Origin of the sequence: Nocardioides sp. GCM10023255, from assembly GCF_042653125.1 — a bacterium.
Taxonomy (GTDB): Bacteria; Actinomycetota; Actinomycetes; order Propionibacteriales; family Nocardioidaceae; genus Nocardioides.
The window spans coordinates 281,565-295,749 of the sequence record NZ_JBHSHU010000005.1; the positions used below are offsets into that span (position 1 = coordinate 281,565).

The 14,185-nt window shown below is 72.9% G+C and carries 14 protein-coding genes; 7 read left to right on the forward strand and 7 right to left on the reverse strand.

The annotated features are described in order from the left end of the window. Positions 1 to 38 precede the first annotated feature (38 nt). Positions 39 to 644: a flavin reductase family protein gene (locus ACFO9I_RS10425; RefSeq protein WP_379180497.1), complete on the forward strand. Its 606-nt coding sequence runs from the start codon at positions 39 to 41 to the stop codon at positions 642 to 644. Positions 645 to 654: 10 nt separating this feature from the next. Here the strand turns inward: ACFO9I_RS10425 and ACFO9I_RS10430 are convergent, their stop codons facing one another. Genes ACFO9I_RS10430 through ACFO9I_RS10440 form a run of 3 tightly spaced genes read right to left on the reverse strand, consistent with a single transcriptional unit; the run spans position 655 to position 3,453 of the window. After that, positions 655 to 1,047, reverse strand: coding sequence for a cupin domain-containing protein (locus ACFO9I_RS10430; protein WP_379180498.1), 393 nt, complete (start codon positions 1,045 to 1,047; stop codon positions 655 to 657). Positions 1,048 to 1,051: 4 nt separating this feature from the next. Then, positions 1,052 to 2,548, reverse strand: a complete 1,497-nt coding sequence (locus tag ACFO9I_RS10435; RefSeq protein WP_379180500.1) for an amidase — start codon at positions 2,546 to 2,548, stop codon at positions 1,052 to 1,054. Continuing rightward, the gene (locus ACFO9I_RS10440) at positions 2,548 to 3,453 is read right to left on the reverse strand and encodes an AMIN-like domain-containing (lipo)protein (RefSeq protein ID WP_379180502.1); all 906 of its coding nucleotides are present in this window, start codon (positions 3,451 to 3,453) and stop codon (positions 2,548 to 2,550) included. Before ACFO9I_RS10440 ends, ACFO9I_RS10435 begins: the two co-directional genes overlap by 1 nt. Before the next feature lie 285 nt (positions 3,454 to 3,738). On the opposite strand from ACFO9I_RS10440, the gene ACFO9I_RS10445 reads away from it, so the two are divergent. Together ACFO9I_RS10445 and ACFO9I_RS10450 are read left to right on the forward strand one after the other, a co-directional pair. Next, a complete protein-coding gene (locus ACFO9I_RS10445; RefSeq protein ID WP_379180503.1) occupies positions 3,739 to 5,769 on the forward strand; it encodes a M4 family metallopeptidase in 2,031 nt (676 codons plus the stop codon). 168 nt (positions 5,770 to 5,937) lie between these two features. After that, positions 5,938 to 7,005 (forward strand): GNAT family N-acetyltransferase, encoded by a 1,068-nt coding sequence (locus ACFO9I_RS10450; protein WP_379180505.1) that lies wholly within the window; start codon positions 5,938 to 5,940, stop codon positions 7,003 to 7,005. On the opposite strand, the gene ACFO9I_RS10455 is transcribed toward ACFO9I_RS10450, so the two are convergent. Continuing rightward, a complete protein-coding gene (locus ACFO9I_RS10455) occupies positions 6,984 to 9,926 on the reverse strand; it encodes a M36 family metallopeptidase (protein WP_379180507.1) in 2,943 nt (980 codons plus the stop codon). The genes ACFO9I_RS10450 and ACFO9I_RS10455 overlap by 22 nt on opposite strands. Positions 9,927 to 10,043: 117 nt before the next feature. Then, positions 10,044 to 10,808: a type I methionyl aminopeptidase gene (gene map / locus ACFO9I_RS10460; RefSeq protein ID WP_379180509.1), complete on the reverse strand. Its 765-nt coding sequence runs from the start codon at positions 10,806 to 10,808 to the stop codon at positions 10,044 to 10,046. Between the two features lie 25 nt (positions 10,809 to 10,833). Between map and ACFO9I_RS10465 the strand changes: the two genes are divergently transcribed. The 3 genes from ACFO9I_RS10465 to ACFO9I_RS10475 all read left to right on the forward strand — a co-directional run bounded on the left by ACFO9I_RS10465 (position 10,834) and on the right by ACFO9I_RS10475 (position 13,088). Further along, a complete protein-coding gene (locus ACFO9I_RS10465; RefSeq protein WP_379180511.1) occupies positions 10,834 to 11,772 on the forward strand; it encodes an aldo/keto reductase in 939 nt (312 codons plus the stop codon). 87 nt (positions 11,773 to 11,859) lie between these two features. Further along, positions 11,860 to 12,477 carry a ClpP family protease gene (locus ACFO9I_RS10470; RefSeq protein WP_379180513.1) on the forward strand — a complete coding sequence of 206 codons (618 nt, stop codon included), beginning with the start codon at positions 11,860 to 11,862 and terminating at the stop codon, positions 12,475 to 12,477. 5 nt (positions 12,478 to 12,482) lie between these two features. After that, positions 12,483 to 13,088, forward strand: coding sequence for a ClpP family protease (locus tag ACFO9I_RS10475; protein WP_379180515.1), 606 nt, complete (start codon positions 12,483 to 12,485; stop codon positions 13,086 to 13,088). 18 nt (positions 13,089 to 13,106) lie between these two features. Here ACFO9I_RS10475 and ACFO9I_RS10480 read toward each other — a convergent pair whose 3' ends face one another. Together ACFO9I_RS10480 and ACFO9I_RS10485 are read right to left on the reverse strand one after the other, a co-directional pair. Next, positions 13,107 to 13,250, reverse strand: a complete 144-nt coding sequence (locus ACFO9I_RS10480) for a hypothetical protein (protein WP_379180517.1) — start codon at positions 13,248 to 13,250, stop codon at positions 13,107 to 13,109. Positions 13,251 to 13,314: 64 nt separating this feature from the next. Further along, positions 13,315 to 13,629 carry a helix-turn-helix domain-containing protein gene (locus ACFO9I_RS10485; protein ID WP_379180519.1) on the reverse strand — a complete coding sequence of 105 codons (315 nt, stop codon included), beginning with the start codon at positions 13,627 to 13,629 and terminating at the stop codon, positions 13,315 to 13,317. 125 nt (positions 13,630 to 13,754) lie between these two features. On the opposite strand from ACFO9I_RS10485, the gene ACFO9I_RS10490 reads away from it, so the two are divergent. After that, the gene (locus ACFO9I_RS10490) at positions 13,755 to 14,138 is read left to right on the forward strand and encodes a DivIVA domain-containing protein (RefSeq protein ID WP_379180521.1); all 384 of its coding nucleotides are present in this window, start codon (positions 13,755 to 13,757) and stop codon (positions 14,136 to 14,138) included. Positions 14,139 to 14,185: the final 47 nt, after the last annotated feature.

Consider the following 14,185-nt stretch of genomic DNA (forward strand, 5'->3'; position numbering starts at 1 on the left):
GAGGGCTGACCGCGGGGAGGGCTGACTACGGTAGGGGCATGACGTCGGAGACCGGTCGCGGCTGGCCCACCTGGGACCAGATCACCGACCTCGTGGGCGACCCCGGGGTCGACTTCGAGCTGTGGCCGGGGGAGACCGCGGAGGTTCACGCCGGCGACACGGCCGGCCTCACCGCAGCGCGTCGCTTCCGCGACGTCCTCGGGCGCTTCGCCTCGGGGGTGACGGTGGTGACCGGCAGCAGCGACGGCCAGCCGGTCGGCCTGACCTGCCAGTCGTTCGCGAGCGTCTCGCTCGACCCACCGCTGGTGATGTTCGTGGCGGCCAAGACCTCGCGTGCGTGGCCGCTGATCCAGCGCTCGGGCCACTTCTGCGTCAACTTCCTGAGCGCCGACCAGTCGCACCTGTCGAACGTGATGGCCAGCAGGGGCGTCGACAAGTTCGCGGGGGTCCCGTGGGCGGAGTCCCCGGCCACGGGTTCGCCGGTGCTGGACGGGATCCTCGGGTACGTCGACTGCACGATCCATGCCGTCCACGAGGCCGGGGACCACCACATCGTCGTCGGCCGGGTGCTCGATCTCGGCACCACCGAGCTCGCGGATCCGTTGCTCTACTTCCGCGGCCGCTACACCACCACGGAGGGCTGAGCGGGACCGATCAGTCGGGCGGCGCCCGGTGGGGGTGCGGCGGCTCGTCCACGTTGACGGTCGGGACGCCCTCGCCGGCGCGCGCGATCACCACGACCGAGACGTCGTCGGTCGGGTTGGTCTCCCGGTGGATCGTGTGGGCCGGGACGTGCACGAAGTCGCCGGGGTGCGCCTCGACGTACCCCTCCCGCCCCTCGAACTCCAGGCGCAGCACGCCGGAGACGACGTACAGGCTGGACTCGTTGGTGTCGTGGTGGTGCCAGCCCGAGCTGCTGCCCGGCTCCGTCTCGACCCGACCGGCCCACAGCCCCGGGGCACGGAACGCGAGCGTGCGGTGCATCCCCGGCGTCGGATCGGCGGGGGTCAGGTCCGCCTGCTTCACGACACGGATCGGCTCGGTCACGGGATCATTCTGCCGGGCTCGTCAACGGGTGGTGGTGGTCGAGGCAGCGCGCCGAGACCGGTGGCCACAGCTCCGCCCACGGCCGCGCCGCCTCCAGCTGCGCGGCGAGCCGGAGCAGCGTGGCCTCGCCGCCGAAGCCGCCCATGAGGTGCACGCCGACCGGCAGGTCGTCGCTGCTGCGGCCCAGCGGGACGCTCATCGCGGCCCGCCCGGTGATGTTGGCGACGATGAGGGGGAACGCCACGAAGGCGGCCGACCGCGCCTCGGCGAGAGTGGGGTCCGCCTCCGAGGCGGCCATCTCGCCGAGGCGCGGCGGGGGTTCGGCGAGCGTGGGGGACAGCCACGCCTCGAACCCGTCCGGTCCGTCGTAGGCCGAGGCGACGGTTCTGGAGAAGGCCTGCAGGGTCGTCATCGCGACCAGGAGCTCGCCGCCGCGGACGTCGCGGCCGCGCTGCCAGTAGAGCCGGGTGAGCGGCCCGAGCTCGTGGGGCTCCGGCAACCGGCCGGTCTCGGCCGCCCAGTAGCGGATGACCCAGTCGAGGGCCGCGCCGTAGGTGCGGCCGATCGCGCTCCCCACCTCCGGGGTGAGCTCGGTCAGCTCGCGCTCGACGACGGTGTGGCCGAGCTCCTCGAGGAGCTCGACCGTCTCGTCCAGCACCGCCAGGCAGTCCGGGTGCACCGGCCGCCCCTCGGCTGCCTGCCGGCTGACGGCGATGCGGAGCCGGCCGGGAGGCCGCCCCACCTCGCCGGCCCAGGTGCCGGAGTGCGGCGGCGCGGGGTACGGGTCGCCCGGGGCCGGCCCTGCGGTGACGTCGAGCAGGGCGGCGCTGTCACGGACCGTGCGGGTGAGCACGTGCTCGGCCACCAGGCCGCCGAAGATGTCGCCGTACCGCGGGCCGAGCGGGTTGCGGCCCCGCGTCGGCTTGAGCCCGAAGAGCCCGCAGGCGGAGGCCGGGATGCGGATCGAACCACCCGCGTCGTTGCCGTGGGCGACCGGCACCATGCCGCTGGCCACCGCAGCCGCCGATCCTCCGCTGGAGCCGCCGGTCGTGTACGCCGTGTCCCACGGGTTGGCGGTGGCCGGGCCGTCCGACGGCTCGACGGTGGGGGCCATGCCGAACTCCGAGGTGGCCGTCTTGCCCAGCACCACGAAACCAGCCCGGCGCAAGCGGGCGACGTACTCCTGGTCGTGCCCGGAGACCACGCCGCGCAGGTACGCCGAGCCCTCGCGGATCGGCAGGGCCTCGACCTCGGCGCAGAGGTCCTTGACCAGGATCGGGACCCCGGCGAAGGGCAGGCTCGGGTCGAGCGTGCGTGCGGTGTCGACCGCCCGGTCGAAGTCGGTCACCACGAGGGCGTGCACGACCGGGTCGAGCCGCTCGATCCGGGTGATGGCGTCGAGGACGAGGTCCACCGGCCGCAGCCGGCCCGCGTGCACGAGCTCGGCCTGCGCACAGGCATCGGCGAAGCCGGTGCCCAGGGGTGCGTCCGGGGAGGGCATCAGGGCTCCAGGCACTCCGGGATCGAGTCGGAGTGTCCGGTGGGCGTCTCGGTGTCACCGTTGTCGTCGTAGATCTTCACCCAGTCCACCGAGGCGAACTGACGCAGCGTGGGCATCACCTCGCCGGCCAGCGTGACGGTCGAGCCGCCGCTGGTGCAGCCCCCGAGCATGCGGGTGCGCGCCACCCCGTCGGTGATCCCGGGTCCGGTGAGCCCGGTGGCCCCGGAGCGCAGCAGCCGGAGACCGTGGGCGCGCTCGACCGGCAACGGGCCGGCGAACAGCCGGTCCAGGACGCCGCGGGCCGGGGTGCCGGGCAGGACCGGGCGGGAGCGGGGCACGAAGAAGGGCCGCTGGTTGGCCACGAAGTTGTCCTCGTCGAGGAACCAGACCTTGCGCGGCACCGTCCGGAAGCCGGCGCGGACGTCGACGACCACCCGGTCCGGCTGGTGCAGGGTGCGCACGCGGAACGGCGTCTGCTTCGCCAGGCCGAGGCCGTACGTCGTGACCGCCTCGAAGTCACCGGACCGCACCGCGGTCATCACGTTGGGCAGCGGGAACGCGACCCGCCGGGGGGCGGTGGGCCCGGCCGCGTCGTGGGCGTCGGCCGGCTCGAAGCGCACGGCGAGGATCGCCCGGCCTGCGATCCGCACCTTCGTGCCTCGCGGGTCCGCGATCAGCCGCTTCACGTAGTGCGCACGCACGCTCGTGGGCAGCCCGCCGCTGAAGTCGAAGACGATCCGGTCGAAGCCGCCCCCGCCCGGGGTCGTGTGGTGGGAGGCCCGGATGCCGACCAGGGTCGGCGCGGGCGTGGCGGCGGCGGAGGCGCCGGTCGCGGTCGGTGCGGCCCCGGTCGCCAGGCCCGCACCCAGGAGCACCAACGGTGCCAGCAGACGCATCAGCTTCACGCTCCTACGGTCGCGAAGGCCGCAGGCGGCGCGTCAGAGCCGAAGGTCCCGGCGAGCGGCGGCCGGGCTGGAGCCGGGCCGGGGCTCCGCGTGGCCAGCCGACTTTTGCGTGTTGATGCAGTGCACAGTCCTGCACTTTCAATCCGTTGACCGGATGCCGTCGTGGCGCAAGAGTTCCCGCGGCTTCCCTTCTCGGGTGGAAGACCTCCGGTGCAGACCCGGGCGGAGCCACACCCCCCAACCCTTCAGTGGGCTCCTCGGCGAGCCCGGAACAAGGAGTGTCGAGTGAGAAGACTCGTCGCTGGGGCTCCGCGGAGGCTGGCCATCGCCAGCTCCGCAGCCCTCGTCTCCGCCATGGTCGTGATGTCGGCGCCGTCCGGCAGCCAGGCGGCCGTGCCCCACCGTGCCGCACCCCAGGATGCACGGGCTGCGGCCGCACAGTCCGCACGCGCGCTCGTGCAGGACCCGCCGGCGAAGCTGCACGCCGGCAAGCACGACGGCTTCCGGGCGCTCCCGGTCCTGTCGTCGGCCGGCCTGCAGTACGTCCCCTACGAGCGCACCTACCGCGGCCTCCCGGTCGTCGGTGGCGACTTCGTGGTCACCACCGACTCCGACGGCAACGTGCTCGGCACCACCGTCGCCCAGACCCGTGCCACCAGGCTCGACTCGCTGTCCCCGAAGGTCGCGAAGGCCACCGCACGGGGCACGTCGGCGCACCAGGTCAAGGGCCCGCAGGTCGGGGAGACCCGCCTCGTCGTGCTCCAGCGCGACGCCTCGCGGCTGGCCTGGGAGACCTTGGTGACCGGCACCCGGGCCGGCGAGCCGTCGCGGCTCTCGGTGTACGTCGACGCGCTGACCGGCGAGGTCCTCACGACCACCGAGCACGTGCTCGAGGGCACCGGGAACACCGCCTGGGCGGGCACCGTCTCGATCCCGACCACGCTGTCGGGCTCGACGTACTCCATGAAGAACACCAACGCCGCCACCCTGGTCTGCCAGGACGCCGCCACCAACGTGACGTTCTCCGGCAGCGACGACTCGTGGGGCAACGGCGTCGCCACCAGCCGCGAGACCGGCTGCGCGGACGCGTTCTACGCCGCCGAGCAGGAGCGCCAGATGCTCTCCACCTGGCTCGGTCGCAGCGGCATGAACGGCTCCGGCGGCTGGGTCCCGATCCGCGTCGGCCTCAACGACGTCAACGCCTACTACGACGGCACCCAGGTCCAGATCGGCCACACCCAGAGCGGCGGCAAGTGGATCGGCTCCATCGACGTGGTCGCCCACGAGTTCGGCCACGGCGTCGACGACAAGACGCCGGGCGGCATCTCCGGCAACGGCACCCAGGAGTTCGTCGCCGACACGTTCGGCGCCGCGACCGAGTGGTACGCCAACAACGGCACCGACCGTCCCGACTACACCGTCGGCGAGCAGGTCAACCTGGTCGGCAGCGGCCCGATCCGCTACATGTACAACCCGTCCCTGGCCGGCGACTCCAACTGCTACACCTCCTCGACCCCCACCGACGAGGTGCACGCGGCCGCGGGCCCGGGCAACCACTGGTTCTACCTGCTCGCCGAGGGGTCCAGCCCGAGCAACGGCCAGCCGTCCAGCCCGACCTGCAACGGCAGCTCGGTCACGGGCGTGGGCATCCAGAAGGCCATGAAGATCATGTACAACGCGATGCTGATGAAGACGACCGGCGCGTCGTACCTGAAGTACCGCACCTGGACGCTGACTGCCGCCAAGAACCTGTACGGCACCAGCAGCTGCACCGAGTTCAACGCCGTCAAGGCCGCGTGGGACGCGGTCAACGTCCCGGCCCAGGCCGGGGACCCGACCTGCTCCACGGGCGGCGGCGGCACCGGCTGCACCGGCCAGAAGCTCGGCAACCCGGGCTTCGAGACCGGCTCGGCCGCGCCGTGGTCGGCCTCGACCGGCGTCGTCGACAACAGCACCAGCCAGCCCGCCCGCTCGGGCAGCTGGAAGGCGTGGATGAACGGCTACGGCTCGACCCACACCGACACGCTCAGCCAGTCGGTGAGCATCCCGGCAGGGTGCCGGGCCACGCTGTCGTTCTACCTGCACATCGACACCGCGGAGAGCGGTTCCACGGCGTACGACAAGCTGACCGTCAAGGCCGGCTCGACCACGCTGGCGACCTACTCCAACGCCAACGCGGCGGCGGGGTACTCGCTGAAGACGTTCGACGTCTCCTCGCTCGCCGGGCAGACCGTGTCGATCAGCTTCAGCGGCAGCGAGGACAGCTCGCTGGCCACCAGCTTCGTCGTGGACGACACCGCGCTGAACCTGGGCTGACACTGGCCTGACGCTGCCTGACGCTGCCTGACGCAGCGGGGCAGCACCTCGGCGGCCGTCACCCTCCTGCCTGGTCGGTGGGAGCGTGGCGGCCGCTCGCTGCGTCCGGACATGGGGGGCCGGGATATCCGCTGGCGCACGGCTCCCGGTGGAGCGCATCCTCGAGGAATGGAGATCGTCGAGATCGATCCCGGCGACCGCTCCGCGCTGCGTGACTTCGTCGCGGTCGCCAACGCGGCCCGCCGCGCCGACTCGCCGTGGGTGCACCCCCTCACCGAGCACGAGGCCGAGGGGCGGCTGCGCCACGGCTGGGACCTCGACCCGACCGTCGCGTTCCTGGCCACGGTGCGGGGCCGGCCCGTCGGGCTCGCGGAGTACGAGACGAGCGGTTACGACAACCACCACCTGGCCTGGGTGCGCTTCGACGTCCATCCCGACCACCGCCGCCGCGGTCACGGCAGCGCGATCCTGGCGGCGCTGCTCGAACGCGCCCGCGCCGAGGGGCGCACCACGGTGGGCACGGACGGCTGGGAGCACGCGGCGGCCACCGGGTTCGCGTCCCGGCACGGCCTGGAGTGCAGGAGCCGGGAGATCCAACGCCGCCAGGTGCTCGCCGGGCTGGACCGGTCCCGGCTGGACCGGTTGCACGCCGAGGCGACGGAGCGCGCCGCGGCGTACGAGCTCGCCCGGCTGGCCGGCCCGGTGCCCGAGGAGGAGCTCGAGGCGTTCGCGGTGATGGTGGCCGCGATCAACGACTCGCCCGTGGACGACCTCGACCTGGAGGACGAGGTCTACTCACCGCGCCGGATCCGCGCCTACGAGGAGGCACACCGGCTGCGGGGAGTCCGCATCCACCGGCTCTACGCCCGGCACCGCGGGACCGGCGAGCTGGCGGGGGAGACGATCGTCGGGGTCGACGCGGAGCGTCCGCAGCTCGGCGAGCAGCACGACACCTCGGTCGTGCGCGCCCACCGGGGGCACCGGCTCGGGCTGCTGCTCAAGCTGGAGATGCTGCGCTGGCTGCAGGACGAGGAGCCGCAGCTGGAGTCGATCGACACCTGGAACGCCGAGAGCAACCACCACATGATCGCGGTCAACGACGCGCTGGGCTACCAGGTCCTCGGGCGGGCCCTGCTCTTCCAGACGAGCGTCGGCGCCGCCCCCGCCCCGACTGCTCGGGCAGGAGCGGCGCCGACCGCCGGCCAGGACTCCGGTCAGGGAGCCGCCTCGCCGTAGACCTCCAGCTCCGTCAGGTCCGTGTAGGTGCAGCCGGAGAACGCCCCGTCGGGGCAGCTGGTCGCGAAGTCCGGCGTCTGGTTGCCCAGGATCGTGAACTTCACGTAGCGCACCCCGGACGCGCCCGCGGTCGGGGACAGCAGGTTGATCCGGCCCCGGTCGTCGACCGTGAACGTGCCGGTGCTCGCCGTCGTCCAGGTGGCGTTGTCCGGCGAGGTCTCGATCCTGTAGTCGCCCGTCGAGGCGCTGCCGCCGTCGCCACAGGTGTTGGCCGGGTCGACGCCGAACTCGCTGATGTCGACCTGCCGGCCCAGGTCCACCGTCACGTGCTTGGGCACGAACACGTTCGTGGGAGCCTCGTCAGCGCCCGTGGTCGTGCTCCAGCCGGTGGCCTGGCTGTTGTCGATGGCCCGGTCCGGTCCGCAGCCGAAGGGGCTGAAGTCGGGTCCGTTGAAGTCGGCCACCGAGGCACCGCCGCTGGCGGCGGCCCAGTCGCGCCGCACCCCGAAGTCCTCGGTCGTGCCGCCGGCGGTCACGGTGACCTCGTGCTGCGTGGTGTCGTAACCCGCGCCGCTCACCACGAGCTTGCCGTAGTGACCGACGGGGACGGGGCCGAGGCTGTAGCTGCCGTCGTCGGCCGTGATCGCCGTGGGGTTGGCGATCCCGCCGCCGCCCTGGAAGGCCAGCGTGACCGGGACGCCGGCGACCGGCTGGCCGCTGTCCTGGTCGCGGACCACGCCGCTGATCGTGCCCGTCGCGGGGCTCGTCGGCGGCAGGTCGGTGCTGGCCGCCGGCGCGGAGTCGTCGCCGCCGAGGGAGCCGGCGTAGAAGCCCATGCCGCGGTGGGCGAAGACCGACCAGATGCCCCGGTGGTGGTCGCCGCCGAAGAGCGCGGTGTCGGCGACCAGGATGGCGTTGCGCATGTCGAGGAACGACGGGTTGGTCGGCGCCAGCTCCATCGCCCGGGTCACCAGCGCCTCGCTCCTCCGCGAGCCGAGCCGGTTGCGCAGGTCCCACAGGGTCTGCGCCCAGATCTCGCCGTCGGAGTGGACCTCGGGCGAGCCGATCACCTGGGCGTAGTCGGCATAGGTGTAGCCGCCGCCGTGCCCGGTCGCGCCGCCGTTGCAGCGCTTCGCGGTCGAGCCCACGGCGCAGTCGATCGGCTCGGTGCGGTCCAGCGCCACGCCGGCGCCGTCGTACTGGAAGAGGACCACGTCCACCTTGTCCGGATTGTCCTTCTGCAGGCCCTTGGCGACGAGGTAGTCCATGGCGTACCAGTCGCTCCACGCCTCGCCCATCGCCCCGGCCTGCACACCGCCGAGGGTGGAGACGCCGTTCGGGTCGACGACCAGCCGGTTCGAGAGGCCGTGGGTGTACTCGTGGTAGACGGTGTCGGCCTCGTCGCCCACGTTGGTGGGGGCGAACGGGTCGCCGTCGGGGTACGACGTGCCGGGCTGGTGCTGGAGGTACATCTGCATGGTCGGCGCCATGCCGTCGGGAGGCGTGTCCATGTTGGCGTTGTCGATGTGCGCGCCGTCCGGCAGGCCGTGGTCGGTGTTGGCGCCGTCGTCGGTCTGGGTGTCGACGAAGTCGCCGTCCTCACCGTGCCTGCCGAAGTTCTTGCGCTGGAAGTTGCCGGCCGCCTCGGTGAAGCCGATCGGCGCCCGCAGCAGGTGGTCGTGCCAGTTGTTGACGAAGAAGAACACCTGGGCGACGTTCTGCTTGCGGTTGGTGCGCCAGGAGTACGGCTTGTTCGGGTTCCACGAGCAGGGGTAGGGGTTGTCGCAGAACGACACCTTCTTGAGGTGGAACGGCTTGAGCACGTAGTTCCAGCGGTGGCCGTTGCTCGGCGGGGCCTCCTCGCCCCTCTGGGGGTGGTTGTCGTCGTTGACGTCGGAGTAGGCGTGCGAGTTGTTGCCGAAGAGGCGCTTGGCCTTCGGTCCGAGCCACCCCCGCTTGGTGTAGTCGAACTTCTGCGGCTTCCCGCCGGGCCGGTGGCCGGGGAAGTAGGTCACGGCCTTGCCGCTGCTGCCCTCGGCCGCGGCGCGCTCGGCGGACAACGGTCGGCGGTAGAGCAGGGCACCGGTCTCGGCGTCGAGGACCGAGACCGCGGGGTGCTCGGCGGACATCGTGATCGACTGCCACGCCCGGTGGGTGCCGGTGCGGGTCACGAAGAGCACGGGCTCGGCGGTGTCGCGCGGGCCGGCGGCGGTGGAGCTCTCGCCGAGGTCGCGACGTGCTGCGGCGATCGCGGCCGCGGGGGTGCCGAGCCGGGACGAGCCGGCCGTGGTCGGGGCCGAGGCGCCGGAGACGGGGGAGCCGCCGAGCATCAGCAGCCGGCCGCCGCGCGTGACCGCGGCCTGCAGGCCGTTGCCGAAGATGCGCTCGCCGCCGACGCGCTGGCTCCACGACAGGTGGTGGACGCCCTCGATGTCGCGGTAGTCGCGGCGGAGCCTGAAGGTGTCCAGGTCGTCGGAGGTCAGGCCGAGCGCGTCGTGGTTGGCGCGCACGTAGCCCATCGCGACCTTCGCAGGAGCCTTGCTGCTGCGACCGGTCAGGAAGCCGTCGAGGTCCTCCAGGATCCGGACCGTGCCGGTGCTGCCGTCGTACTCCAGCAGGGCGTGGTCGCTCAGCGAGCGCTGGAGGGCGCGGGCGGCCGGCCGGGACGAGGCCTTGGTGGCCGCGCGCAGCTCTGCGGCGTGGGCGCGGTCGGTGGTGCCGTGACGCAGGTCGAAGAAGCCTCGCGCCTCCGACGGACCCGCCGTGCGCGCCGCCCGCTCCGGCTGAGCCGTGCCGGAGGGGGCGCTGCCCGCCCAGGACGTCGTCGAGGTGGCGACGCCACCCGCGAGCGCCATCGCTGCCGCGGCCAGCGCGGCGGTGGTGCGGATGCGGCGGCTGCCGCCCAGATGTCTCCCGGTCACGGGCATCTCCCTCGTTCGATGTGTGCCGGCTCACTCTCGCCCCGGGCAGCCCGGGTGGCAAGGGGGGACCGGGACATTCATCCGGACGGGGGAGGGGTGCTCAGCGCACCCGCTGGGTCACCGCGCGGTCAGCACGACCGGGCCGTCCTCGGTCACGGCCACCGTGTGCTCCATGTGCGCGCCCCGGGAACCGTCCCCGCTGCGCAGCGTCCAGCCGTCCGCGTCGGTGTAGATCTCGTCGGTGGTGTGCAGGAACCACGGCTCGATCGCGATCACCAGCCCCGGCTTGAGCGGGAAGCCCCGGCCGGGTCGGCCGTCGTTCGGGATGTGCGGGTCGCCGTGCATGGTGCGGCCCACGCCGTGCCCGCCGAACTGCGTGTTGATGCGCAGCCCGGCCTCGCGCGCCACGGTGGCGATCGCGTGGGAGATGTCGCCGATGCGGTTGCCCGCCGTGGCCGCCTCGATGCCGGCCGCGAGCGCCCGGTCGGTCACCTCGATCAGTCGCAGGTCCTCCTCGCGCGGGGTGCCGACGACGAGGCTGTACGCCGAGTCCGACACCCAGCCGTCCACGCTGGCGGCGAAGTCGACGCTGAGCAGGTCGCCGTCGCGCAGCACGTAGTCGTGGGGCAGGCCGTGCAGGACAGCGTCGTTCACGGAGGTGCAGAGCACCTTGCCGAAGGGAGACGCCCCGAACGACGGGTGGTAGTCGAGGTAGCACGACTCGGCACCGCGCTCACGGATCATCTCGTGGGCCAGGGCGTCGAGGTCGAGCAGGTTGACACCCACGTCGGCCACCTCGGCGAGCCGGGTGATGACGTCGGCGACGAAGCGCCCGGCGGGACGCATCTCCTCGATCTGGGCAGGGGTGCGGAGCTCGATCACGCGTAGGAACCCTACGCTGGCGGCCATGCACGCCATCAGCGACCTCGTCCTCGGCACGATGTACTTCGGCACCCGGCTGGACGAGCGGGCGTCGTTCGCCCAGCTGGACCGGTTCGTGGAGGCCGGCGGCACCACGCTGGACACCGCCAACTGCTACGCGTTCTGGGAGTCCGGGACGGGCCGGGGTGGCCAGAGCGAGGCGGTCATCGGCCGGTGGCTCGCCGCCAACCCCGGGGTCCGGGAGCGGCTGGTGATCGCCACGAAGGTCGGGGTGGAGCCCACCGGCGACGGGGGCGTGGAGGGCCTGTCCGCCGAGGTCGTCCAGCGTGAGTGCGCACGCAGCCTCGACCGACTCGGCATCGACCGCATCGACGTCTACTGGGCCCACGGCGAGGACCGCGCGACCGACCTGGAGGAGACGGTCACCGCCTTCGGGGCGCTGGTCAAGAACGGCCTGGTCGACCGGCTGGGCGTCTCCAACCACGCGACCTGGCGGGTCGAGCGGGCCCGGCAGCTCGCGGCCCGGCTGGCGGTGGAGCCGTGGACGGCGTTGCAGCTCACGACGTCGTACGTCGAGCCGCGGCCGGGCGCCGAGGTGCCCGGGAAGGATCACCGCTTCGGCTTCGTCTCGGAGGAGACCCGCGACTACCTGGAGAGCCATCCCGAGATCGAGCTGTGGGCCTACAGCCCGTTGATCCAGGGGGCGTTCGACCGTGCGGACCGGCCGCTGCCCGCCGTCTACGAGCACCCGGGCACCACCGGGCGGCTGGCGGCGCTGGGGCGGGTGGCCGACCGGCACGGCGTGACCCCGTCCCAGGTGGTGCTGGCCTGGCTGCTGGCGGGCTCGCCGCAGGCGCGGCCCATCGTGGGCGTCAGCAGCGTGGAGCAGCTGGACTCCGCCCTCGCCGCTGCCCGGCTCGAGCTGGCACCCGGCGAGGTGGCCGAGCTGGACGCGCCGCGCTGACCCGTCCGCGGCGGTCCTCTGCCCAGGGCAGATCCGCCGGTGGCGGATCCGCTGGAACGGTGCCGGTGGGGCGGTGACGCTGGGGGCATGACCCAGACCGCACCCGAACGCCCGACCGGATCCCTGGACGACCAGCTCACCGCGCGCCTCCTGCACCAGCGGATCATCGTGCTCGGCCAGGAGGTCGACGACGCGATCGCCAACCGTCTCTGCGCCGAGCTGCTGCTCCTGTCCGCGGAGGACCCGCACCGCGACATCAGCCTCTACATCAACTCGCCGGGAGGCTCGGTGTCCGCCGGCCTCGCGATCTACGACACCATGCGGCTCATCCCCAACGACGTCAGCACCCTGGCCATGGGCCTGGCGGCGAGCATGGGCCAGTTCCTGCTGTCGGCCGGGACCCCGGGCAAGCGGTACGCGCTGCCGCACTCGCGGGTGCTGATGCACCAGGGGTCGGCCGGCATCGGGGGCACCGCCATCGACATCGAGATCCAGGCGGAGAACCTCGAGCACACCAAGGACGTGATGATGGGGCTGATCGCCGAGCACACCGGCCAGCCCCGCGAACGCGTCGAGGCCGACGCCCTGCGCGACCGGTGGTTCACCGCCGAGCAGGCCAGGCAGTACGGCTTCGTCGACCAGATCCTCACCGACGTCGGCGCGGTGACGCCGGCCCGGCCCGCGCCGACCTTCGGGCTCCGGTGACGGCCGTGAGCACCTACACGATCCCGAGCGTGGTCGAGAGGACGCTGCGCGGTGAGCGCGCGGTCGACATCTACAGCCGGCTGCTCACCGACCGCATCGTCTACCTCGGCACCGAGATCGACGACGGGGTGGCCAACGTCGTCATCGCCCAGCTCCTGCACCTGGAGTCCGAGAGCCCGGAGACCCCGATCAACCTCTACTTCAACTCCCCGGGCGGCTCGGTGACCGCGATGCTGGCCATCTACGACACCATGCAGTTCATCCGCTCACCGGTGGCGACCACCTGCGTGGGGCAGGCCGCCTCGGGCGCCGCGGTGCTGCTCGCCAGCGGGGCGGAGGGGAGCCGGAGCGTCCTCCCGCACGCGCGGGTGGTGCTGCACCAGCCGTCGGGCGGTGGCCAGGGCACCCTGCCCGACCTCGCGCTGCAGGCCAAGGAGATCGTCCGGCTGCGCGCGGAGATGGAGGCGATCCTCTCCCGGCACACCGGCCAGGACGTCGAGACGCTGCGCCGTGACACCGACCGCGACCTCGTGCTCACCGCCGAGGAGGCGGTCGCCTACGGGCTTGCCGACGCCCTGCTGGACAGCCGCAAGCTGACCGGCGGGCGGTGAGCCGGGAGGCGCTGGCGCTCAGAGGGGGTAGATCCTGCCCTCGGACTTCTCCCTGGAGCTGCGCGCGAGCCCGTCGTCCACGCCTCGGTGCGACTTCCCGCTCTGCCACCACACGACGGCCAGGAACAGGACTGCGGCCACGATCAGGACCAGCCACGTCATGACGGCCTCCTCGGGGGAGAGATCTTCCCTCGAGGCTACGCGGGTGCGGGCCTCGTGGGAACGCTCACGCCGCCAGGCACACCGGCCCGCTGGTCGCGCCGATGCTCCGGGTCACCCGGCTGGTGAGGTCGACCAGGCGCAGCCCGAGCGCCCTGGCGACCGCGCCGAGGACCTCGGAGCTGGGCTCCTTGCGGCCGCGCTCGACCTCGGAGAGGTACTGAGTCGAGACCCCGGCAGCATCTGCGACGTCGTGGAGCGTGCGTTCCTGGCGCTGCCGCTCGCCCCGGAGCTCGCGCCCCACGACGTCCCGCCACAGCGGCTCCGGCGGCGTCACGGCGGGCCGTGCCGGTGGACTCGGGAACGCGATCAGCTCACCCATGGAGCGAGGCTAGGCCCACCCGCAGCCGGGCGGCAGCCCTGTTCGCCGCGGGCGAACGGGCCCGCCGTCTCGGCTGTCGGTGCGCCGTTTCGACCTCGGTGCCGCCTCCGCCTAGCCTCGTGCGCATGCGTCGACGAGACCTCCGCAGGCCGATGACCCCGGCCGACGTCGAGCAGTCCCGGTTCGAGCCGGCGCGGCTCGGCGGGTCCTACGACATGCGTCAGGTCGACGAGTTCCTGGACGTCCTGCACCGGGGGCTGGCGGACGGGCGGATGCCCGAGGCTCAGGTCGAGGCCACCCGGTTCGACCGCACCTGGCTGCGTGAGGGCTACCGGGCCCAGGAGGTCGACCGGTTCGTCGATTGGGCGCGGGCCACGGTGCGGGCCGGGGCAGGGTCGGTGTACCGGCCGCCGGCCCGCCGGGTCGTGCCGTCGTCACCGATGGCCGTGGCCGGCCTGGTCTGGGCGACCTTCGTCGTCGGGGTCGTCGCGTTCGCCTGGCTGCGGTGACGCCGCGCCCTCCGGGCGAGGAGCGGCGCGACGCCGCGGTCGGGGCC